The sequence below is a fragment of the Parvibaculum sp. genome, from assembly GCF_019635935.1.
Classification (GTDB): domain Bacteria; phylum Pseudomonadota; class Alphaproteobacteria; order Parvibaculales; family Parvibaculaceae; genus Parvibaculum.
Map to the genome: position 1 here is coordinate 2731216 of NZ_JAHBYN010000001.1, position 22592 is coordinate 2753807.

At 64.1% G+C, this 22592-nt stretch carries 21 protein-coding genes; 12 read left to right on the forward strand and 9 right to left on the reverse strand.

Annotated features, from left to right (window positions below; genetic code table 11):
- Positions 1-88: 88 nt before the first annotated feature.
- On the reverse strand, positions 89-865 hold the full coding sequence (locus KF719_RS13435; RefSeq protein ID WP_293509213.1) for an alpha/beta hydrolase: 777 nt from the start codon (positions 863-865) through the stop codon (positions 89-91).
- Positions 865-2130: an LLM class flavin-dependent oxidoreductase gene (locus KF719_RS13440; RefSeq protein ID WP_293509214.1), complete on the reverse strand. Its 1266-nt coding sequence runs from the start codon at positions 2128-2130 to the stop codon at positions 865-867. The genes KF719_RS13435 and KF719_RS13440 overlap by 1 nt, the downstream gene beginning before the upstream one ends.
- 185 nt (positions 2131-2315) lie before the next feature.
- On the opposite strand from KF719_RS13440, the gene KF719_RS13445 reads away from it, so the two are divergent.
- The 4 genes from KF719_RS13445 (at position 2316) to KF719_RS13460 (ending at position 7646) form a co-directional block, all read left to right on the forward strand.
- Positions 2316-3260 carry an aldo/keto reductase gene (locus KF719_RS13445; protein WP_293509215.1) on the forward strand — a complete coding sequence of 315 codons (945 nt, stop codon included), beginning with the start codon at positions 2316-2318 and terminating at the stop codon, positions 3258-3260.
- A gap of 124 nt (positions 3261-3384) precedes the next feature.
- Positions 3385-4770 carry an MFS transporter gene (locus tag KF719_RS13450; protein ID WP_293509216.1) on the forward strand — a complete coding sequence of 462 codons (1386 nt, stop codon included), beginning with the start codon at positions 3385-3387 and terminating at the stop codon, positions 4768-4770.
- 108 nt (positions 4771-4878) lie between these two features.
- Positions 4879-6615 (forward strand): amidohydrolase family protein, encoded by a 1737-nt coding sequence (locus KF719_RS13455; protein WP_293509217.1) that lies wholly within the window; start codon positions 4879-4881, stop codon positions 6613-6615.
- Positions 6616-6626: 11 nt separating this feature from the next.
- Positions 6627-7646, forward strand: coding sequence for a TauD/TfdA family dioxygenase (locus KF719_RS13460; protein ID WP_293509218.1), 1020 nt, complete (start codon positions 6627-6629; stop codon positions 7644-7646).
- A 1-nt stretch (position 7647) separates the two neighbouring features.
- Here the strand turns inward: KF719_RS13460 and KF719_RS13465 are convergent, their stop codons facing one another.
- Complete coding sequence (locus KF719_RS13465; RefSeq protein ID WP_293509219.1) at positions 7648-8517, reverse strand: alpha/beta hydrolase; 870 nt, start codon at positions 8515-8517, stop codon at positions 7648-7650.
- A gap of 236 nt (positions 8518-8753) precedes the next feature.
- Between KF719_RS13465 and KF719_RS13470 the strand changes: the two genes are divergently transcribed.
- Together KF719_RS13470 and KF719_RS13475 are read left to right on the forward strand one after the other, a co-directional pair.
- Positions 8754-9191 carry a hypothetical protein gene (locus KF719_RS13470; protein ID WP_293509220.1) on the forward strand — a complete coding sequence of 146 codons (438 nt, stop codon included), beginning with the start codon at positions 8754-8756 and terminating at the stop codon, positions 9189-9191.
- A 149-nt stretch (positions 9192-9340) separates the two neighbouring features.
- Entirely contained in the window at positions 9341-10279 is a 939-nt protein-coding gene (locus KF719_RS13475) for a nitronate monooxygenase (RefSeq protein ID WP_293509221.1), read from the forward strand.
- A 6-nt stretch (positions 10280-10285) separates the two neighbouring features.
- Here the strand turns inward: KF719_RS13475 and KF719_RS13480 are convergent, their stop codons facing one another.
- Positions 10286-10798 (reverse strand): hypothetical protein, encoded by a 513-nt coding sequence (locus tag KF719_RS13480; RefSeq protein WP_293509222.1) that lies wholly within the window; start codon positions 10796-10798, stop codon positions 10286-10288.
- Between the two features lie 565 nt (positions 10799-11363).
- On the opposite strand from KF719_RS13480, the gene speD reads away from it, so the two are divergent.
- The 3 genes from speD (at position 11364) to KF719_RS13495 (ending at position 13127) form a co-directional block, all read left to right on the forward strand.
- Complete coding sequence (gene speD / locus KF719_RS13485; protein WP_293509223.1) at positions 11364-11879, forward strand: adenosylmethionine decarboxylase; 516 nt, start codon at positions 11364-11366, stop codon at positions 11877-11879.
- The gene (gene speE / locus KF719_RS13490) at positions 11879-12754 is read left to right on the forward strand and encodes a polyamine aminopropyltransferase (RefSeq protein WP_293509224.1); all 876 of its coding nucleotides are present in this window, start codon (positions 11879-11881) and stop codon (positions 12752-12754) included. Before speD ends, speE begins: the two co-directional genes overlap by 1 nt.
- 181 nt (positions 12755-12935) lie before the next feature.
- A complete protein-coding gene (locus KF719_RS13495; protein WP_293509225.1) occupies positions 12936-13127 on the forward strand; it encodes a hypothetical protein in 192 nt (63 codons plus the stop codon).
- Positions 13128-13134: 7 nt separating this feature from the next.
- Here KF719_RS13495 and KF719_RS13500 read toward each other — a convergent pair whose 3' ends face one another.
- Positions 13135-14280 (reverse strand): serine hydrolase domain-containing protein, encoded by a 1146-nt coding sequence (locus KF719_RS13500; protein WP_293509226.1) that lies wholly within the window; start codon positions 14278-14280, stop codon positions 13135-13137.
- Between the two features lie 67 nt (positions 14281-14347).
- Positions 14348-14839 (reverse strand): ribonuclease E activity regulator RraA, encoded by a 492-nt coding sequence (gene rraA / locus KF719_RS13505; protein ID WP_293509227.1) that lies wholly within the window; start codon positions 14837-14839, stop codon positions 14348-14350.
- A gap of 195 nt (positions 14840-15034) precedes the next feature.
- Between rraA and KF719_RS13510 the strand changes: the two genes are divergently transcribed.
- Complete coding sequence (locus KF719_RS13510) at positions 15035-16561, forward strand: NAD(P)/FAD-dependent oxidoreductase (protein WP_293509228.1); 1527 nt, start codon at positions 15035-15037, stop codon at positions 16559-16561.
- Between the two features lie 22 nt (positions 16562-16583).
- On the opposite strand, the gene KF719_RS13515 is transcribed toward KF719_RS13510, so the two are convergent.
- The gene (locus KF719_RS13515; RefSeq protein WP_293509229.1) at positions 16584-17375 is read right to left on the reverse strand and encodes a helix-turn-helix domain-containing protein; all 792 of its coding nucleotides are present in this window, start codon (positions 17373-17375) and stop codon (positions 16584-16586) included.
- A 130-nt stretch (positions 17376-17505) separates the two neighbouring features.
- Here KF719_RS13515 and KF719_RS13520 point away from each other — a divergent pair, with 130 nt between their 5' ends.
- Positions 17506-17898 carry a hypothetical protein gene (locus KF719_RS13520; protein WP_293509230.1) on the forward strand — a complete coding sequence of 131 codons (393 nt, stop codon included), beginning with the start codon at positions 17506-17508 and terminating at the stop codon, positions 17896-17898.
- A 77-nt stretch (positions 17899-17975) separates the two neighbouring features.
- Here KF719_RS13520 and aceA read toward each other — a convergent pair whose 3' ends face one another.
- Both aceA and aceB read right to left on the reverse strand, forming a co-directional pair.
- Positions 17976-19274: an isocitrate lyase gene (gene aceA, locus KF719_RS13525; RefSeq protein WP_293509231.1), complete on the reverse strand. Its 1299-nt coding sequence runs from the start codon at positions 19272-19274 to the stop codon at positions 17976-17978.
- Between the two features lie 31 nt (positions 19275-19305).
- Positions 19306-20931, reverse strand: a complete 1626-nt coding sequence (aceB, locus tag KF719_RS13530) for a malate synthase A (protein WP_293509232.1) — start codon at positions 20929-20931, stop codon at positions 19306-19308.
- 211 nt (positions 20932-21142) lie between these two features.
- Here aceB and KF719_RS13535 point away from each other — a divergent pair, with 211 nt between their 5' ends.
- Positions 21143-22588 carry an XRE family transcriptional regulator gene (locus tag KF719_RS13535; RefSeq protein ID WP_293509233.1) on the forward strand — a complete coding sequence of 482 codons (1446 nt, stop codon included), beginning with the start codon at positions 21143-21145 and terminating at the stop codon, positions 22586-22588.
- Positions 22589-22592 lie beyond the last annotated feature (4 nt).

Consider the following 22592-nt stretch of genomic DNA (forward strand, 5'->3'; position numbering starts at 1 on the left):
ATGCAAAGCAGAAGGGCCACGCCCTTTCGGGAATGGCCCTTCGCTCCTATCCGCGTCTGTTTTTTGTTTTTGACGCCGATTTCGTGTGTCAGCCGAGCTTCGCCAATGCCTTGACGATGTGATCCGGCTTTTCGAGTGTCATCAGGTGTCCGGCTTCCGGGATCGAGACAAGCTCGGCGCCCTTGATCGCTTTTTTCCAGGCATGGGCGTAAGCCGGCGGGATCAGCTTGTCGCTGTCGCCCCAGATCAGCAGCGTCTTCGCCTTGATGCGGTAGAGGCGCTGCGAAAGACCGCGATCCGGCACGGGGAAGAGGATCTTGCCCGCCATGCCCATCTGCCGCGCATTCTGCACGAGAAAGCCCTTCAGCCATTCCGGATCGTCGAGCGCGACGCCCGCCGTCATCAGCGCGGTGCCGGCTTCGACATCGTGGAAGAGCACCGCCGGAAGCTCGTAGGGCAGCATCGCGAAAATGTCGGGGATCGGATGCTCGTCGAGCCAGAGACCGGCCGGACAGATAAGGCCGAGGCGGCTGACGTCGTTGGGCGCGATGGCGGCCATTTCGGCGGCGATCATGCCGCCCATCGAATGACCGGCAAGGATCGGATTCTTCAGGCCGAGCGCCGCCACCACGTCCCAAGTGTGGAGCGTGATGTCGAGCATCTCGCGCAACTCGCCGCATTCTTCCGAGTCGCCATAGCCCGGCAGCAGCGGCGCATAGACATGATATTTTTCCGCGAGCTTCGCCAGCAGCGGGTCTTCCGCCGTGACGCCGCCGGCGCCATGCAGGAAGACGAGAGGCTCTCCTTTTCCGCCTTCGAAGTAGCGGACGGGGACGTGGTGGGTGTCGATCGTTTTCGTTTCCATCAGTCCTTCCCTCCCACCATCGCGGCCACTTCCTTTTCGGCCGGCAGGCTGCCCGGCTTCACCTGCTTTGCCAGCGGCTTGCACCAGAAGCGGTTGTCGTCCTTGTAGTCGGGGAACATGCCGCGCAGATGCGGCATCACTTTTTCAGCAAAGAGCCTTGTCGAATGCATGCATTTGTCCATCGGCATGTTGCCGACATGCATGAGGCAGAAGATGTTGCCGACGTTGAGGCCCTTGATGAGTTCCTCCATGCGCTGGCGCACGGTCTCGGGGCTGCCCGCGATCACATGGCCCTGCTCGGTCAGGTCTTTCCAGGTGAGCGAGGAATAGCCGTCGATGGGCGGCGCATATTGCGACAGCGCACCGGTCTGGATCGTCTTGATGGTCCGGTAGCCCGGCGCATCGGCAAAGCCGCCATAGACATGCAGGCAGCGATTGTAAAAGTAGCTGACATGCTCCGAATAAAGCCGCTCGGCTTCCTCGTCGGTGTCGGCCACGCAGATTGTCTGCGCAAAGCCCGCGCGGTAGGGGCTCTCGTCGGGCGCGTTGCGCTCTGCGACGCGGTCCCAATAGCCCTGCATCAGCGCCTTGGCGCGGATATAGCCGGAGAAAGAGAGGTAGGAATAGGAATAGGTGTTGTCGATGCAGAAATCATAGGTCTCGACCGAACCGCCGCCCGGAATATGGATCGGCGGCGGATCCTGAATCGGCCGCGGCCAGATGTTGACGTGGCGGAGCTTGTTGTAGCGCCCGTTCCAGGCGAAGGGATCGGGGTCCGACCAGGCGCGGCGGATCAGGTCGTGCGCTTCCTGATATTTTTCGCGCGTCAGCGCCGGTATCTGCCCGTAGCAGTAATTGGTGTCCATCGACGTGCCGACCGGGAACCCGGCAACGAGACGCCCGCCCGAAATGCAGTCGAGCATCGCGAATTCTTCGGCGACGCGCACCGGCGGATTGTAGAGCGCGATCGAATTGCCGAGCACCACAAGGCCGACATCCGACGTGCGCCGCGCAAGGCCCGCCGCAATGATGTTGGGCGAGGGCATGATGCCGTAGCCGTTCTGGTGATGCTCGTTGACGCCGATGCCGTCGAAGCCCAGCGTGCCCGCATATTCGAGCATGTCCATGTAGGAATTGTAGACCTCATGGCTCTTTGCCGGATCGAACAGGCGCGAGTCGATGTCGACCCAGACCGAGCGATGCTTCTCCCGGAAATCGTCCGGCAGATAGGGCCAGGGCATCAGATTGAACCAGGTGAATTTCATGTCGGTCCTCCCGGAAGGGGCTCTTTTCGACGCGCACTTGCGTGGCGTCTGGCCCTCGTCGTTGTTAGGGTGTTCACCCTAGGCCGGGAGTCTAGCCACTTCGCCGGTCTCACGCAAACGTTACGTCGCTTGGCTGCCAGACGACCTATCGTGACGTCAAAAGCAAAATGCGGAGGGAGAATGTCATGCGTTTCAAAACGCTTGGAAATTCGGGTCTGAAGGTTTCGGTTGTCGGTCTCGGCTGCAACAATTTCGGCATGAAGATCGATCAGGCCGCAACCGACAGCGTTGTCGGCAAGGCGCTCGATCTCGGCATCACGCTGTTCGACACGGCCGATGTTTATGGCAACAAGGGCGGCTCGGAGCGGATGCTCGGCCATGCGTTGGGCGCGCGGCGCAAGGAGATCGTGCTGGCGACGAAGTTCAGCCTCGCGATGGACGACGGTGAATACATGAAGGGCGGTTCGCGCCGCTATATCGTGCAGGCGGTGGAAGCGAGCCTCAAACGTCTGAACACGGATTATATCGATCTCTACCAGATGCATTTCCCCGATCCCGATACGCCGATCGAGGAAACGATTTCGGCGCTGGACGATCTGGTCCGCGCCGGCAAGGTGCGTTACATCGGCTGTTCGAACTTCGCCGGCTGGCAGCTTGTCGAGGCGCATTACATCGCGAAGGAAGCGGGTCTCGCGCCCTTTATCAGCGCGCAGAACCACTACAATCTGCTCGACCGCAAGATCGAATTCGAGCTGGTGCCGGCGGCGAAGAAATATGGCGCGGGCATCCTCCCTTATTTTCCGCTGGCAAGCGGCATGCTGACCGGCAAATACCGCCGCGGCGGCAACGGCCCGGAAGACGGCCGCCTGACGGTCGCCGCCGCCATGGGCAAGAACCTCCTGACCGACGCCAATTTCGACATTGTGGAGAAGGTGACGGCGTTTGCCGAGGCGCGCGGCAAGTCGACGCTCGACGCCGCCATCGGCTGGCTCGCCTCGCAGCCCCATGTCGCGAGCGTCATCGCCGGCGCGACGAAGCCCGAACAGGTCGAACAGAACGTGGAGGCCGGCGCATGGGAAATGACGGCGGAAGAACTCGATGAGATTAACAAGCTGACGTTCCGTTTCTAGACCCGGCCGCCGCGGCCGATTTCGCTTGGGAGAGCGGCCGCCGTCCCTATACTCACCGCATCGGAATTGACACAGACAAACAAGGCGGCGCCTTCGCGAAGGAAAGCCGCGAGGGGGAAATTGAATGACCGCGCCGCTGTCGCGATCCTCGATCTATATTCACGGTTCGATCGGCCTGCCGATCGCGATGTTCGGCTATCCGGTGGCGGTGTGGCTGCCGCCTTTCTATGCCGGCGAGCTTGGCGTGTCGCTGGCCGCCGTCGGCACGATGATCATGCTGGCGCGCCTCACCGACGTCGTCACCGATCCGATGATCGGCTATCTCTCCGACCATACGCACACGCGCATCGGCCGCCGCAAGCCCTTCATGCTGCTCGGCCTGCCGATCCTTGTCGTCGGCGTGCTCTTCCTCTTCATGCCGTATCTCTTTGGTTTCACCTCGGTCGGCAGCGTCTATTTGCTGGCATGGCTCGCCGTCATGTTCATCGGCTCGACGCTGGTCTACATCCCCTATTTCGCCTGGGGCGCCGAAATGTCGCCCGACTATCACGAGCGGTCGCGCATCACCGCCTCGCGCGAATTCTATGTGCTGGTGGGGCTGATGCTGGCTGCGCTCATTCCGGCGCTGTTGCCGCTCTTCATCGACGGTCCGGCGCGGCCGAAGCCGGTGCTGGAAGCGATGGGTTGGGCGATCATCATTCTGATGCCGCTGCTTGTGGTGCTGGTCTGCTGGCGCGTCGCCGAGCCCGCGCATGTGAAGGTCGCGCGCCAGGTGCCGCTGCTGGAAGGCCTGCGCCATGTCGGCAAGAACGGTCCGATGGTGCGCGTGCTCGCCATCGTCTTGATCGTCACCGGCGGCGAGGCCTTCCGCAACGCGCTCTCGCTCTTCTTCATGCGCGACTATATCGGCGTCACCGGTGTCGGCATGCTCTACCTCTATTATTTCGGCGCCGGCCTGCTCGCCATTCCGGGCTGGCTCTGGCTCGGCCGCCAGATGGGCAAGCACAAGGCCTTCGCGGTCTGCATGACGGCGGCGGCCGCGCTTTCGACCATCGCCTTCTTCCTCGAGCCCGGCCAGACGCAGATTTTCACGGTGATGTTCGTCGCCAAGGGGCTCTGCTTCGGCGGCTTGCAGTTCCTGCCGCTGGCGATGCTCGCCGACGTGGTCGATGTCGACACCGCGCGCTCCAAGGGCAAGCGCGCCGGCACCTTCTTCGCCATCTCGGGCATGACCACCAAACTCGCCACGGCCTTCGGCACCGGCATTTCGCTCAACGTGGTGGCCTTTTTCGGCTTCAACCCCGCGCCCGGCGTGGTCAACGGGCCGGATGAGATGTGGTGGCTCACCTTCTCCTATGCGGTGATCCCGTCGCTCTTCTTCCTTGCCGCGCTCTGGCTCACCTGGACCTATCCGCTGACAGCGGCGCGTCAGGCGCGTCTGCGCGGGCTGATCGAGCGGCGCAACACGCGGCTGGCGCAGGAGGCCGCGATCAACCGTTCGGCCGATTGAGCGGCCCGTTTCCTTTGCGTTTCCGGGCGGTTTCCCTTTCGATTTCGAAATGCCGTCCCGCCGCGCTAGAATGCCACCAACAGAAATAAAAGGCATTCGGAGGGAATTATGGGTGAGGTGGATCTCGTTATCCGCGGCGGCACGATCATCGACGGTTCGGGCGGCGCGGCTTATGAGGCCGATGTCGCGATCGACAAGGGCGTCATCGTCGAGATCGGAAAGGTCGCCACGAAGGGCCGCGAGGAAATCGACGCGAAGGGCCTGCTGGTCACGCCGGGCTGGGTCGACATCCACACCCATTACGACGGTCAGGTGACCTGGGACAGCCGCATGACGCCGTCCTCGATCCACGGCTCCACCACCGTCGTCATGGGAAATTGCGGCGTCGGCTTCGCGCCGGTGAAGAAGACAGATCACGACCGGCTGATCCGCCTGATGGAAGGCGTCGAGGACATTCCGGGCGCCGCGCTCCACGAAGGCCTCTCCTGGAAATGGGAAAGCTTCGCCGACTACATGGCCGCGGTCGAAACGCTGCCGCATGACATCGACCTCGTGATGCAGGTGCCGCATGGCGCAGTGCGCGTCTATGTGATGGGCGAGCGCGGCGCGAAGCGCGAACCGGCAACCGACGCCGAAATCGCCGAGATGCGCGAAATCGTCCGTGACGCGATCAAGGCCGGCGCCATCGGCTTTTCGACCTCGCGCACGGTCGCGCATCGCACCTCGGACGGCGACCTGACGCCGACCATCGGCGCCGCCGACAAGGAAATGATCGCGATTGCCGAAGGCCTGAAGGACGCAGGCGCCGGCGTGCTGCAATGGGTGTCGGACTTCCGCGATGTCGATCACGAATTCTCGCTGGTCGAGAAACTGGTCGAAGTGTCGGGCCGTCCCTTGAGCTTTTCGCTGGTGCAGGCCGATGTGGTGCCCGACCAGTGGCGCGAGCTGCTGAAGCGGCTCGACGGCGCGGCGGGACGCGGCCTGCCGATCAAGGCGCAGGTGCAGGGCCGTCCGGTCGGCCTGATGCTGGGGCTTCAGGGCTCGGTGCATCCCTTCCTGACGCGGCCGAGCTACCGCGCGATTGCGGACAAGCCGCTTGAAGAACGCGTCGCGATCATGCGCGACCCGGCCTTCCGCGAAAAATTGCTGGCCGAGGATCTCGAGCCCGGCCACCCGTTCCTCAATTCGCTGGCGGGCGCCTATCACAAGATGTTCGAACTCGGCGATCCGCCGAACTACGAGCCTTCGCCCGAAGACAGCATCGGCGCCCGCGCCAGGCGCACCGGCGAAAACCCCGACGCCATCGTCTACGACATGCTGACGGCGAACGGCGGCCGCAACTTCCTCTTCTTCCCGCTGCACAACTACTACGAGTTCAATCTCGACAATGCGCTGACCATGATCCGCAATCCGAACACGCTGTTCGGCCTCTCGGACGGCGGCGCGCATGTCGGCGTCATCTGCGATGTCAGTGTGCCGACCTATATGCTGACCCATTGGTGCCGCGACCGCTCGCGCGGCGAAAGGCTCGATCTGCCCTTCGTCGTCCGCAGCCAGACCCGCGACACGGCGGAAGCCATCGGCCTTCTCGATCGCGGGCTGATCGCGCCCGGCATGAAGGCCGATGTCAACGTGATCGACTTCGAGCGCCTGCGGCTGAAGCCGCCAAGCATGGTCTACGACCTGCCGTCGGGCGCGCGCCGGCTGATGCAGGAAGCCGAGGGCTATGTTGCAACGATCGTCAGCGGCGAGGTGATCTATCGCGATGGCAAGCCGACAGGCGCGCTGCCGGGCAAGCTGGTGCGCGGCCACCAGCCGGCGCCCGCCCGCGCTGCGGCGGAATAGGGGAGGCACGCATGGCCATTCGGGTTCTGGAACCTGCTGGCGAATGGCGCGCCGGCGATGTCGCCGACGAAAGCCAATGGACGCTGCATCTGTCGCCGGACGACGTTGCCGAGCTGGAAGCGGCGCTCGCACATGCCAAATCGCGCACAGGCGATCTGCTCGACGTGACGGCGGCGGATTTTCCGCTGCCGGAACTCGGCGCCCGTCTCGCCGAAGTCGAAGCGGACCTGATCGACGGCCGCGGCTTCGCGCTCATTCGCGGACTTCCGGTCGAGCGCTATTCCGACGACGACGCCTCGCTGATCTATTGGGGCATCGGCATGCATCTCGGCAAGCCCTGGCCGCAAAACAGGCACGGGCATCTCCTGGGCGACGTGACCGATCAGGGCAAGTCGGGCGCCGATCCGACCTCGCGCGGCAACGAAATCGGCGGCGTCGCCTTCCCCTATCATTCGGACGGCTCCGACCTCGTCGGCCTGATGTGTTTGCGCAAGGCGAAGTCGGGCGGCATCTCGACGGTGGCGAACGCGCTGGCGATCCACAACGAGCTTGTGCGCGCGCGGCCCGACCTTGCCGAAATTCTCTACACGCCGCAGCCCTACGATTACCGCGGTGAGGAACCGAAAGGCGGCGAGCCTTTCTATTTCATGCCGGTCTTCACCGAACATGGAGGCCGCCTCTTCGTGCGCTACATCCGCCCCTATATCGAATCGAGCCAGCGCCACGCCGCCGCACCGCGCCTGAGCCCCAAGGCGCGCGAAGCCTTCGATCTCGTCGATGCGATGTGCGCCGATCGCGATTTCAACGTCTATATGGATCTCGAGCCCGGCGACATGCAGTTCGTCAACAACTACCACGTGCTGCATGCACGAACGGCTTACGAGGACTGGCCGGAACGCAACCGCAAGCGGCATCTGAAGCGGCTCTGGCTCGAAACGGCGCGCCTGACCGACCGTCCGGAAAAGTTCCGGAACTTTTCGGGTCACTGGGCGCAAAAGCGGACGAAGAGCGAATTGAAGCTCGACGCGTGAATTAGCGCGCCGGAACGAGCCCGCCCGCCGGCGCCGGCGCGGTGACGGGTATCTGGCGCACAAGCGCCGGGGCCTCGATTTCGAAGAAGGCCGCCGTCCGTTCGGCGATGCGTTCCCAGCCGGGTTCGGCCGGCAGCCAGTGTGCGTGGCCCGGCAGCGTTTCGAGCCTTGCACGGCCTTCATATCCCTCGACCACCCGCTTCGTGATGTGAACCGGCGTCAGACGGTCGTTGGTGCCGGTCAGCATCAGCAGCGGGCAGGAGATGTCGGCCGGGTTGATCGCGGTGGCGCGGCGGCGGTCGAAGAACCAGTAGGCAATCTCGAAAAAGGCGCGGCCCGATTCCGGCACCAGCGTCGCATACATCGCCTCGCGCTCGGCCTCGGGAAAGCCGTTCAATATGCCGTAGCGCATCGTCTCGAATGTCGGCAGTTGCGGCCGCTCCCAGAAGCGGCGCGACAGGGTCTGGTTGCGGAAAATCCAGAGCGGACCGGGATCGAACGACATGTAGCCCGCGCAATGCGCCGGGGCGAGACAGACGGCCGCATGCACGAGGCCGCGCGCGGCCAGTATCTGCGCGAGAAGGCCGCCCATCGAATGGCCGACAATAACGGGCTTGTGGCCCAGATTGCGGATTTCGGCGGCGAGGTCGTCGGCGTAGTCGGCGATGCTGGTGACGCCGAGCTCGGGATGCGGGTCGGCGCCCGGTTCGGCGCGGTGGCGAAGCGCCGGCACGACGACGCGGTAGCCGCGCGCCTCGAAGAAGGCGCGGAATTTGTCCCAGGCGCCGGGGCGGCTCCACATGCCGTGAACGAGCATGACCGTGCGTCCTTCGCCGCCCGTTCGAAGATCACCGCCGAAATCGCTGTACATGAATAAACCGTCCCCGCCTCGCCCACGGCCGCCGGGCGCGCCCCCGCGCCTGCCGCACCGTCTGCCTCGCATTAAGGCCGAAAGGTCTTACAAAATTACCAATATCCGGGCGCCCGGCTGTGGACCGGCGGCACTTGATCGGGCGGGGCCGGCGCGTCAATCTCGATCATCCGGCGACGGCCGTGCGGAGCGCAAAAGACCGATATCGCCGAATTTCAGGAAAGAGGCACTGGACCATGGCTGAAGACGTTAAAAAGCGTGGCGCGGCGGGCGGCCCTAGATCGGCGGCGCGACCGGCCAGGAAGGCAGCCCCCCGGAAGGCGGCTGCGAAGAAAGCCCCGGCGCGAAAGAAGTCCGCCCAGAAAAAGAAGAAGGCGTCCGGGCTGACACCCGAAAAGGAGGCGTTGCGCAAGCAACTCGAAAAGCAGATCGCCAAGCTGTCGCGCGAAGTCGACAAGGCCGAGAAGGAAGCGAAGAAGGCGCTCAAGGCAACCGAAAAGCGCTATGGCGGCGTGCTGAAACAGCTGAAGGCGGATCGCAAGCGCCTTACGAAGCGCGCGGCCGAACTGGCGCGTCAGGGCGAGGGCGCCTTCGACGAGATCAAGACCGGCGTCGAGGGGGCCTACAAGGAACTCTCGGAAGCGGTGGTGCGGGCCTACGGCCACTTCAAGTAAGGCGCGCGGGCAACATTCATCGGGTATCGGAAAAGGGCGGGCGCCGGAACCCGCCCTTTTTCATGGACAGGCCGTCTTGCGCCGGGGCATCGGCTGGGGCCTACTTCCGGCATCGAAATTGCCAATATCCATTCGACAGGGAGCCCTGCATGAACCGCGTGCTTGCCCATACGGGCGCGAAATATCCGATCGTCCAGGCGCCGATGGGCTGGATCGCCCGTTCGCAGCTCGCCTCCGCCGTCTGCAAGGCGGGCGGCCTCGGCATCATCGAAACCTCGTCCGGCGAGACCGAAGCCTGCAAGGCCGAGATCCTGAAAATGCGCGAGCTGACCGGCGCCCCCTTCGGCGTCAACCTGCCGATTCGGTTCCTGAAGGACGACGCGATGCTGCGTTTCGTCTGCGACGCGGGCGTGAAGTTCGTCACGACATCGGCCGGCAGCCCGGCCAAGTTCATCGCGCCGCTGCACGATGCGGGCATCACCGTCTATCACGCCGTGCCGACGGTCGACGCGGCGATGAAATGCGTCGATGCCGGTATCGACGGCCTCGTGGTTGAGGGCACCGAAGGCGGCGGCTTCAAGAACCCGGAAGAGGTCGGCACGCTGGTGCTCCTGCAGGCGATCCGCGCGAAGTCCGACATTCCGATGATCGCCGCGGGCGGCATCTGCGACGGCAAGGGCATGGCGGCGGCCTTCGCGCTCGGCGCCGAAGGCGTGCAGATGGGAACGCGCTTCGTCAGCTGCGCCGAAAGCCCGGTCCATATCAATTACAAGCAGGCAATCGTCGACGCGAAAGAGACCGGCACCTACGTTCTCAACAAGAAATCGACGCCCTGCATCCGCGCCCTGAAGACGGAGCGCACGGCCGCGATCCACGAGGAAGGCCTGATGCCGCCGGACACTTTCGCGCGCATCCTCGATCTTTATTTCGGCGGCGACATGGAAGCCGCTGTCGGTCTTGCCGGCGAAACGGCCGGGCTGATCACCGCGATCAAATCGGCGAAAGACATCATCGAGGAAACCGTCGCCGAGTTTTTCGCCATCACCGCGCGCATGGGCGCGCTCGGCACGGCGAAAAGCTTCGGCTGACGCGCCCTAGTGCAGCAGCCGCGGCATCGCCTCGGGAAAGGCGACGCCCGGCTGCGCGGCATTGCCGAGCGTCAGGCCCGCCGCCGTTAGCGCCAGCGCCAGCCGCTGCGCCGGCGCCCAGACCGGCGAGGCGCCGCAAGGCGCCGCGCGCCAGCTCCCGTCGAAACGCCCTTGCGCGGCCTGGCCGTGATGCTGCAGCCCGGCGATAAAATCCAGCACGCGCGCCTCGTCGTTTGTCAGCACGCGCCAGTGCGGGCACGGGATCGACAGCGGCCGCCCCACGGTGCGCATCAAGGCCGCCGCGAGTTCGGCCACCATCGCCGCGCCGCCCGGCAACTCCAGCGCATCGAAGGCGCGCTGCACCAAGTGCGAGCGGCCGGCGCCGTCTTCGGCGAGCCGCCATTGCACACGCAGGCACCAGACAACGAACTGCTCGGCAAACCCGAGCTCGCCGATCGGCTGGTCGGGTTCGTAGATCGAGAAGGAGCGGGCAGGGGCGGCGGCTTCGGCAGGTTTCATGGGCGGATCCTCGGACGTTCGCGATGCGGTTGCTGACGCCGAGAATGATGCAAATGAGAATGAGTCGCAAATAAAAAAATAGGCGATGCGGCGCGGCGCTCCCCTGCGCCGGTTTATGGAAACCACAGAATTTTGGCGGAAAGCCTTGGTTTTCATTGACATGCTGCAATGCGGCCTCTACACACGCCCTGAACGCAATCGCACGTGCCACTGGCCGAACCGGTTATGTAACGGCGTACGCGTCTCTTTGGACAATTTCGGCGGCATGCCTCACCCGAGGCATCGTTCAGGTACCTCCGCCGGGTTTCGAGGGAGATTGCATATGTCCGGTTCTAGTCCGAGGGGCTGACGCCCCGGATCAAGCCGAGCCGCACGCCGCGAAGCGCCTTTCAAGGCAAACAACGGATGTGCATGTCGGGCGAGATATCGCCCCGCAATCGGCAGCCATTTCGCGCGTGAGCCTTCGGGCTTCCGCATATTCAGTTCACAGACAAATCAGTGGTCCCGGAGCGGCGCGCATGTCCGTCTCCGGTGCCGGTCCATCTACTGGTTGGAGAGAGGCACAATGTCCGAAACCAATGCCCTCTTCCAATTGGGGATCGACTTGAACGAAGTTTCAAGCAACACCCAGGCGGAAGTACTCGAGTTCCCGATTGCGCAGTCGAAAGAAGTGAAGGCATCGCCCCTCACGTCGAGCGACGAACGCACCGACTTCTTCATCGAGCGCGACGGCGAGCGTTTTGCCGGCACGCATCTGATCATCGACCTGGTCGGCGCGAGCCGGCTCGACGATCTGGCCCATATCGAGGCGACGCTGCGGCGTTGCGTCGAAGTGTCGAAGGCGACGCTGCTGCACATCCATCTCCATCACTTCACGCCCAATGGCGGCGTGTCGGGCGTGGCGGTGCTGTCGGAGAGCCATATCTCGATTCATAGCTGGCCCGAGGCCAATTATGCGGCTCTCGACGTCTTCATGTGCGGCGAGGCCGAACCGCACAACGCGATCGAAGTGCTGCGCGAAGCCTTCGCGCCGTCGGACATCCGCGTCGGCGAACACCTGCGCGGCAAGGATATGGTCTGATGAACGGAAAGCCGGATGGGCGTTGGGTGACCGAAACCCTTTATGAGGGGGAAGGCTTCACCTGCGCCTTCCGCGCCGACAAGGTGCTCTACGAGGAAGACACCGCCGAACAGCATCTGGTGATCTTCGAAAACCGGCTGTTCGGCCGCATGATGGCGCTGGATGGCATCACGCAGGTGACGGAACGCGACGAGTTCATCTATCATGAGATGATGACCCATGTGCCGATTCTCGCGCATGGCAAGGTGCGCCGCGTGCTGATTATCGGCGGCGGCGACGGCGGCATCCTGCGCGAGGTTGCGCGCCACAAGGCTGTCGAGAAAATCACCATGGTCGAGATCGACCCGGCCGTGACCGAATTCGCCAAACTGCATCTGCCGCAAGTCTCGGCCGGCGCCTTCGACGATCCGCGTCTCGATCTCGTCTTCGCCGACGGCGCGAAATTCGTCGAGGAGACGGGCGAGAGCTACGATGTCGTCATCGTCGATTCGACCGATCCCATCGGCCCCGGCGAAGTGCTGTTCCGCGAGGAATTCTACCGCGCGGCAAAGGCGCGCCTCGCGCCGGGCGGCGTCATCGTCACGCAAAACGGCGTGCCCTTCATGCAAGGGGCGGAGCTCGCAAGCACCATCGGAAAATTCCGGCGTCTCTTCCGCGTCGCCACCTGCTACATGGCCACAATCCCGACCTATGTCGGCGGACCGATGGCGATGGGCTGGGGCACCGACGACGAGAGCCTCGCATCCCTGCGTGTGAGCGAACTTCAGGCACGATTCGAAGAAGCACGGATTTCCACACGTTATTACACGCCTGCGGTGCATCATGCGGCATTCGCGCTGCCGCGCTACGTGCTCGATCTGGTCGAGAACGCCTGAGCCCGATTCATCTTTTAGCAAGGACTTGCGGCGAGCATGGACCATGCGGCGACGACGCCGGCGCATGGCTTATGTGTGATTTTCGTTTGCGCGAATCGGCAAGCCATGATTCGATTCACTTCAATTCCCGCCGTCTGTCCGGGTGGTGTCCCGGTCGGCCCAGAAAGGGAGTACGGGCAGGATGACCCAGGTTTGGGATGGAGACGATCTGACCGGCTATGACCGGTCGCAGGCAAGGCCGGTTGCGCCGCGTGCGGACGATGCCGAAGCGCCGCGTACGTCCGATTTCGTGATCGTCGGCGCCGGTCTGGTCGCTTCGGTTTCGATTTCGGCGCTCGGTCTCTGGAAGCTGGTCGAACTGGTCATCGTCTGACGTCGCCTCAAAGCGAAGCGTAGGTCGCCGCGATCAGCGCATTGGCGCGTGCGTCGCCCGCGAGATCCGGCCCCATCTGGTTCATCACATAGGCAATGCCGAGGCCGGTCTTCGGATCGGCAAGCCCGAACGAACCGCCCCATCCTGAATGGCCGAAGGCTTCGTCGTTGGGTCCGTAAAGCCCGCCGACATTGAGAATGAAGCCCGCCCCCCAACGCGCCGGCATGCCCAGCACCTCGTCCGGCCCCTCGATCTGCAGGTCCGTCATGGCGCGGATCGTTTCCGGTTTCACCAGCACCTTGCCCTCAATCCGCCCGTCGCCGGCCAGCGCGCCATAGACGCGCGCGATGGCCGCGGCCGTGCCTTGTCCGTTGGCGGACGACAATTCGGCGCCGCGCCAGAAGCGTTCGTTGGGAACGCGTGCATCGGGCGCCGGATTGCCGAGCGCCGCGACCTGCGAAACATTGAGCGTTTCGGGCGGCGGCAGGCTCGAAACCGCCGACGGGATCATCTCGGCGACGCGGAAGTCCTCCGAGGCCGGCAGGCCGATGTGAAAATCGACCTTGTGCGGCTCCGCCACATTCTCGCGAAACCATGTGCCGATGCTCTTGCCGGTGACGCGCGCGACAAGCTCGCCCGCGAGAATGCCGACGGTGAGCGCGTGATAGCCCGACCGCGAACCCGGCGCCCAGATCGGCGCCTGCGCCGCAAGACGCTCAGCCATCAGCGCGTGGTTGCACATTTCCTCGACGGTCGTCGGCGTCGTCGGACCGCAAAGTCCGGCCTGGTGCGACAGCATCTGGCCGATGGTGATGTCGCCTTTGCCCTCCGCCGCAAATTCCGGCCAGTGCTTCGACACCTTGTCCGAATAGGCGATGAGGCCGCGCTCGACCAGCATGCCGCAGACAAGCGACCCCATGCCCTTGGTTGTCGACCAGACATTGGCGAGCGTATCACGCGTCCAGGGCCGTGTGCGCGCCCGGTCGGCCGAGCCGCCCCATAGGTCGACCACCACTTGGCCATCGCGCACAATGGCGACCGACGCGCCGACTTCGCCGGCGCCGGAAAAATGCGCAGCAAACGTATCGCGCACCGCCTCGAAGCCTTTGGCGCAGGTGCCGTGAATTTCGACGGCGGTTGCGGCGTCCGACATGTGGTGCCCCCCAGGGAATGTCGCCCGGTGCGGCGGCGGATGGAGATGTTCCGTCCGCGGACCGGCATCAGGTCAATTTTGTTTCGGTAAGGATGATACCGTCGTCATCGGCGTAAAGCCAATGGCCGGGCCGGATCGTCAGGCCCGCGAAACGTACCTCCACGTCCTTCTCGCCCTTTCCCTCGCGCGCGCTGCGCTTCGGATGCGCGGCCAGCGCCTTGACGCCGATGGCGCAGGCCTTCAGTTCCATCGTATCGCGCACGCAGCCGTGAACGACGACGCCGGCCCAGCCGTTTTCCTCCGCGAGCTTGCCGAGATTGCCGCCGAACAACGCGCATTCCATCCGCCCGTCATTGTCGACCACCAGCACGCGGCCCTCGCCCTTGCCCTCGACGGCCGCCCGCACCAGCGCATTGTCGTCGCGCACACGGAGCGTCGTGACCGGCCCGGAAAACGCCGTCCGTCCGCCATAGTCGCGAAAGACCGGCGCCGCATGCTGCACAAGCGCGCCATGCGCGTCGGAAAGGTCGGTGGTGGCGGGTGAAACTTCTGTTGTCATGGATGGCGGTTCCCTTGCGGCAATGTCGGCGATCCTTATAGCGAGGGCGGGCCGCCGTGCGCCAATGCTTTGTCGCCCTTCCTTCGGGCGGTTCCGTGCGCCGTCAAAACCCGCTAGGCTTGCCCCATAATGACATCGAGGCGCCGGATAGCGGAGGTTTGGGAGAGCCGCCGCCGAACCGGCAGGGAGGGAAACATGGCCTTGGCTCAGGCGAAAGCATCCGCCGGCCCCAGCGTCGCCATTCTCGGCGCGGGCGTCGCGGGCATCTGCACGGCGATCAAACTGAAGCAGGCGGGCTTCACCGATTTCACGATCTACGAAAAGGCATCCGAGATCGGCGGCACATGGCGCGACAACACCTATCCGGGTTGTTCCTGCGACGTGCCGCTGCACATGTACCAATATTCCTTCGACATGCGGCCGACCTGGACGAAAAAATATGTCTTCGCCGCCGACATCAAGGACTACCTCGAATCCGTCGTCGACAAATACGGGCTGCGCGGCCATATCCGCTTCAACACCGAAATCGACGATGCGCGTTTCGACGAACAGACGGGCATGTGGACGCTGAAATCCGGCGACCGAAGCTTCACCGCAAATGTCGTGGCGGCAGGCACCGGACAGTTGCACCGCCCGGTCTGGCCCGACATCAAGGGTCGCGACAGTTTCGCCGGCGACGCCTGGCATTCGGCGCAGTGGAACCACGATGTCGATTTGAAGGGAAAGCGCGTCGCTGTGATCGGCAATGGCGCGTCCGCCATCCAGTTCGTGCCCGAGATCGCCAAGGAAGCGGGCAGCGTCACGATCTTCCAGCGCTCGGCAAGCTGGGTTCTGCCGCGCCCGCAGCGCGAGTTCTACGGTTGGGAAAAGGCGCTCTATCGCGCGCTGCCCTGGACGATGAAAATTCAGCGCTGGAAGATCTACTGGTTCGGCGAGCTGCTGTTCCGCTCGTTCCATACGTCCGGGGACAAGCTGAAGCAGATGGGCATCGACGAGATGAACCTCTATCTCTCCGATCCCGAAAAGAAGAAAAAGCTGACACCGGACTACGAGCCGGGCTGCAAGCGCGTGTTGTTTGCCAATGACTGGTGGCCGACAATGGGCATGGATCATGTCGATGTCGTCACCGAAGGCATCGACGAAATCCTGCCGTCGGGCATCCGCACGAAGGACGGCCGCACGCGCGACTTCGACACCGTGATCTACAGCACCGGCTTCGACACGACGCATTTCCTCGGGCCGATGACGATGAAGGGCCTTGCTGGCCGCGACCTGAAGGATGCATGGAAAACCGGCGCCGAAGCGCATCACGGCATGACGGTGGCGGGTTTCCCGAATTTCTTCATGCTCTACGGGCCGAACACCAATCTCGGTCACAACTCGATCATCTTCATGATCGAGTGCCAGGCGAACTACATTACCCAATGCGTCAGGAAGCTGCGCAATGACGACCTGCTCTATCTCGACGTGAAGCCGGAAGTGCAGCGCGCTTCAAACGAGGGCGTGCAGGTCGACAATGCGAACTCGGTTTTCGCGAGCGGCTGCACGAGCTGGTACAAGACGGCGTCGGGCAAGGTGACCAACAACTGGGCCAACTACACTTTCAAATACTGGTGGCGCGTGCGGCGGCCGAACTTCGCCGAGTTTAACCTCCGTACACGGACGACAAGCGCACAAGGCGCCGCCGACGGCATCGGAACGCCGGTCGCGGTCGCCGAATAGGCGCGGGCGACGCGGCCCGACGTCAGGCGTCGCCCGCTGCCGCGCGCATCGCGGCTGCCGTGAAGGCGTCGCCGGGAAAGAAGGATTCGATCACCAGTTCCGAAAAGGAAATGTCGACCGCCGTGCCGAAAACCGTGGTGGCGGTGAAGAAGGTCAGCGTGCCTTCTTCGGTGCGGATTTTCACCGGCGCGATAAGCCCGCCATATTCGGCGGCGATGTCTGCCGCCTCGCCGCCCGGCATCGCCTTCAGCTCTTCGAGCAGCGCCGCGAGCCCCGGATCTGCCGTCTGCGCGACCTGCCGCTCGAGCCGCATGAAGATGTGGCTGCGCCAGCCGGCGAGATTTTCGATGCGGGGCGCGAGCCCGCGCGGATCGAGGCTCAAGCGCAGCACATTGACCGGCGCTTCGAGCAGGGCGGGATCGACGTCCTGCAGGAAGAGACCCGCCGCATCGTTCGCCGCGACAAGGTTCCAGTGCCGGTCGACGGCAAGCGCCGGATAAGGCTCGCTCCCCTTCAGCACCAGATCGACCGCGCGCCGCGCCGCCGCCGCATCCGGGCTGTCGAGCCCGGCTTCCGAATAGACCGGCGCGAAGCCGGCGGCGAGCAAGAGCGCGTTACGCTCGCGGAAGGGCACGTCGAGAAGCTCGGCCAGATGCAGCAGCATGTCGCGGCTCGGCCGCGCGCGGCCGGTTTCGAGAAAGCTCAAATGCCGCGCCGAAATCTCGGCGTCGCAGGCAAAGGCGAGCTGGCTGAGGCGGCGGCGCTGGCGCCATTCGCGCAGGCGCTCGCCGACGGGCGGGGTGTGCATGTTCATAGGGCAGAGCCTATGCGCGCCCGCGCCGCGGGACAATTACCTCCCGCGTAATCGACTTCGCGCGCGGCCGGCCCCAACTATGGCGGACAAGCGGATACCGAAGCCGAAACCGGAGCAAAGGAGATTTCCAATGGCAATCGCAATCGTCAATTCCATTTCCGCGCGTCAGGCCGTGCTGGCGGATGCCGCCGCCAGCGGCGCCATGGCCGCGCTGTTCATCGCCGCCTCGGGGCCGGTCGCCCAGCTGACGGGGCTGCCCGCCGGCTTCCTCTTCTGGGTCGGCATCGCCTTCCTTCCCTGGGTGGCCGTACTCGCGCTGATCGGCAGGGCCGAACCGCCCGCCGCCGGCGCCGTCGAGGCGGTGATCGCCGGCAACGCGCTCTGGGTGGTTGCATCCATCGCGGTCGTCGTCCTCGGCGTCTTCGACCTCAACGCGCTTGGGCTGGCCTTCGTGATCGCGCAGGCCGTCGCCGTCGCCATCCTCGCCGAACTGCAATTCCTCGGCTTGCGCCGCGCGGGTTGACGCGAAGCCCTATTGCCACAAAAAAACCGCCGGGGTTTCCCCCGGCGGTTTTGCGTTTGGTCCGTTGAAGACGCCGTTTAGTGCGCGGCGGCCTTCTTGAACTGGTCGGCTTCGGTCGAGTCGCCGAGCGCGGTGGTGGAGCTTTCGCCGCCGGCCGCCGCGATGGCGACGAGGTCGAAATAGCCGGTGCCGACTTCGCGCTGGTGGCGGGTCGCGGTGTAGCCCTTGGCTTCCGAAGCGAATTCGGCCTGCTGCAGTTCCGAATAGGCCGCCATGCCGCGGTCGCGATAGCCCGACGCCAGCTCGAACATGCCGTGGTTGAGCTGGTGGAAACCGGCCAGCGTCACGAACTGGTACTTGTAGCCCATCGCGGCGATTTCCTTCTGGAACTTCGCAATCGTCGCCTTGTCGAGATTGGCTTCCCAGTTGAACGAGGGCGAGCAGTTGTAAGCCAGAAGCTGGTCGGGATATTCCTTCTTCACCGCTTCGGCGAAGCGCTTGGCGTCGTCGAGGTTCGGCTTCGAGGTTTCCCACCACAGAAGGTCGGCATAAGGCGCGAAGGAGAGGCCGCGCTTGATGCAATGATCGACGCCCGTACCCGGCTTCAGACGGTAGAAGCCTTCGACGGTGCGGCCCTTGTCGAAATCGATGAACTCGTGATCGCGCTCGTCGATGTCCGACGTGATCAGGTTGGCGCTCTCCGCGTCGGTGCGCGCCATGATCAGCGTCGGCGTGCCCATGACGTCGGCGCCGAGGCGCGCAGCGTTGAGGTTGCGCTCATGCGCGCGGCTCGGGATCAGAACCTTGCCGCCGAGATGGCCGCACTTCTTTTCCGACGCCAGCTGGTCTTCGTAGTGGACGCCCGAGGCGCCGGCTTCGATGTAAGCCTTCATGATTTCGAAGCAGTTGAGCGGCCCGCCGAAGCCGGCTTCCGCGTCGGCGACGATCGGCAGGAACCAGTCGCGCTTGGCGCCGCCTTCCGAATGCTCGATCTCGTCGGCGCGCTTCAGCGCCCGGTTGATCTTCTTGGCAAGCTCGGGGCCGGCATTGGCCGGATAGAGCGACTGGTCGGGATACATCGCGCCGGCCGTGTTGGCGTCGGCAGCAACCTGCCAGCCCGAGAGGTAGATCGCCTTCAGGCCCGCACGCGCCATCTGCATCGCCTGGTTGCCGGAAAGCGCGCCCAGCGAGTGGACGTAGTCGGTCGTGTGCAGCAATTCCCAGAGCTTGTTGGCGCCGCGCGTGGCGAGTGTGTGCTCGATGGGGAAGGAGCCGCGCAGCTTCTCGACGTCTTCGACGCTGTAGTTGCGCTTCACATTGTCGAAGCGGCCCTTGGGCGCTCCGGGAACGAGATCGTAGAAGGTCTTCTTGCTCATGGGACTGTCCTCTGCGGGGTCAGGATTGAATTCAGGCTCTGTTTTCGTTTTCGAGAATGAGGCGATAGGCAGGCAGCGTCAGGAATTCCTCGCAATCCTGCGCCTTGGTCATTTCGGCAAAGAGGCGGATCGCCTCTTCGAAGTGACCGTCGTTCCAGCGCGCCTCGCCCAGCGTTTCGCGAAGCGTCTTCATTTCGTCGGCCAGCACGTCGTCGAAAAGTTCGGGCGTCACCTTGCGGCCGTCGGAAAGCGCCGCGCCGTGATAGATCCACTGCCAGATTTGCGTGCGGCTGATCTCGGCGGTGGCGGCGTCTTCCATCAGATTGTAGAGCGGCACGGCGCCGCGGCCGCCGATCCATGCCTCGATATATTGCACGCCGACGCGGCAGCATTCGCGCATCCCGTGTTCGGTGCGTTCGCCCTTGTGCGGCGCGAGCAATTCCTTCTGGCCGACATTGACGTCCTGGCGCTGGCGGGCGAGCTGGTTCGGCCCTTCGAGCTTGCCGAAAATCTCCATCGCCACCGCGACGAGATCGGGATGCGCGACCCAGGTGCCGTCGTGACCGTTATTGGCCTCGCGCTCCTTGTCGGCGCGGACCTTGTTGAAGGCGGCGTTGTTTGCGGCCTCGTCGCCCTTCACCGGAATCTGCGCCGCCATGCCGCCCATCGCGAAGGCGCCGCGCTCATGGCAGGTTTTCACCAGCAGCAGCGAATAGGCGTTGAGGAAGGCATCGCCCATCACCACCTGCGCGCGGTCGGGCAGGATGAAGTTGGGGTTTTTGCCGAGCCGCTTGATGTAGCTGAAGATGTAGTCCCAGCGGCCGCAATTGAGGCCGACAATGTGGTCCTTCAGCTCATGGAGAATTTCGTGCATCTCGAAGGCGGCGGGCAGCGTTTCGATCAGTACCGTGACCTTGATGGTGCCGTTCTTGATGCCAAGCTCTTTCTGCGCGTGAACGAAGACATCGTTCCAGAGCCGGGCTTCCTTGTGGCTCTCCATCTTCGGCAGATAGAAATAGGGGCCGGAGCCCGACGCGATCTGCTTCTTCGCATTGTGGAAGAAATAGAGCGCGAAATCGAAGAGGCCGCCCGACATCGGACGCCCGTCGATCTCGACATGCGCCTCTTCCAGGTGCCAGCCGCGCGGCCGGACGATCAGCGTCGCCGGCTTTTCGATCACGTCGTAGCGCTTGCCGTTCGTCTCGTCGGTGAAGCCGATCTGTTTGTCCCAATAGGCCATCATGTTGATCTGGCCGCCGATCATGTTGTCCCAGGTCGGCGCCGCCGCGTCCTCGAAATCGGTCATGTAGGACTGCGCGCCGGAATTGAGCGCATTGATGACCATCTTGCGGTTGTCGACCGGGCCGGTGATTTCGGTGCGGCGGTCGAGCAGATCCTTCGGGATCGGCGCGACCTTCCAGTCGCCCTCGCGGATCGCTTTGGTCTCGGGCAGGAAGTCCGGCAATTCGCCGGCGTCGAACTTCTTCTGCCGCTCGGCGCGGGCGGCCAGCAGCTCGCGGCGGCGCGCGCCGAACTTGCGTTCGATTTCGGCGGCGAAGGAAAGCGCCTCGGCGGTCAGTACGCGCTCATAGCCCGGCTTCATCGCGCCCTTGACGGCGATGCCGTCGGCAATCTTCGTGGCTGCGCTGGTGCTCATGCTCGCTCGCCTCCCTTGGCCGGTGTCGGTCTTGACGGTGTTCTGATGCGCGCGGTCATACAATCTCGACAGCTGCTTGTCCAATATTTCCTAAGTGATTGAAATTATTGAAGTAAAGAACTTCACAAGATTCCAGTGCGATTCTGTTGATTATGTAAATCTTGTAAATTAAAGTCCCGGAAACAGGCGCAAAAACCGGGAGATTTCGGAGATGGCTTCGGACAAAAAAGTCTTTGCCGGCCCGCGCATTAGGCGGCTCCGGCGCGAGCGCGGACTGACCCAGGCGCGCATGGCGGCCGATCTCGGCATTTCGGCGAGCTACCTCAACCTGATCGAGCGCGACCAGCGCCCGGTCTCGGTGCAGATCCTGCTGAAGCTGGCCGAAGTCTATGACGTCGAGCTTCGCACATTGGGCGGCGACGACGAGGCACAGGCGCTGACAGCACTCAGGGAGGTCTTCGCCGACCCGCTGTTCCGCGACGCCGGGCTCACGGGCCAGGACCTGCAGGACATGGCCGGCGCAAGCCCGGTGGCCGCCGACGCCGTGGCACGGCTTTACCGGGCCTGGCAGGAAAGCGTCACCAACGGCTCGATACTGGCCGAGCGTCTTGCCGACCGCGACATGGGCGACGGCGCCGAAGCGCCGGGTCTGCCGCTGGAGGAGGTGCGCGACTTCATCAACAGCCGCAACAACCATTTCCCCGAACTCGACGACGCGGCCGAGCGGCTCTACACGCAAATGGGCCTCGGCGCCGACGAGCCCTATGTGAGCTTGCGCAACACGCTGCGCGACATGCACGGCGTTTCGACGCGCGTGGTGCCGGCCGACATGATGCCGCTCGAGCTGCGCCGCTACGACCGCCACCGCCAGACGATTTTCCTGTCGGAACTGCTCGACCAGCCGGGGCGTTCCTTCCAGCTTGCCTACCAGCTCGGCTATTTCGAACAGTCGCGCACCATCGAGGACATCGTCGAGGCGTCGGGCCTCGAAAGCGACGAGGCGCGGCGCCTCTGCCGCGTATCGCTGGCGAATTATTTCGCCGCCGCGCTCCTGATGCCCTATGCGGCGTTTCACAAGACGGCGGAAGCGACGCATTACGACATCCGCCTGCTCGGCCGCCGCTTCGGCACCAGCTTCGAGCAAGTCTGCCACCGGTTAACCACGCTGCAACGCGCCGGCGCGCGCGGCATCCCGTTCTTCCTCATTCGCGTCGACAATGCCGGCAATGTCTCGAAGCGGTTTTCTGCCGCAGGCTTCCACTTTGCCCGCTTTGGCGGTACCTGCCCGCGCTGGAATGTGCATGATGCCTTCCGCGTTCCGGGCCAGATCTACACGCAGATAGTCCAGATGGAAGACGGCACCCGCTATTTCTCGATCGCCCGCACGGTGAGCCGCGCCGGTTCCGGCATCGGCGTGCCCGGCGACCAGTATGTGGTGGGGCTGGGCTGCGAAATTGCCCATGCGCCGCGCCTCGTCTACAGCCAGGGCTACGATCTCGACGACGAACGCGGCGCCATGCCCATCGGCGTCAATTGCCGATTGTGCGAGCGCCTCGACTGTTCGCAACGCGCCTTCCCGCCGCTGAAGCACCGTCTGACCGTCGACGATCATGTGCGCGGCATTTCGCCTTTCGGCGTTCCGGCAAGGAGCGCGTGACAGT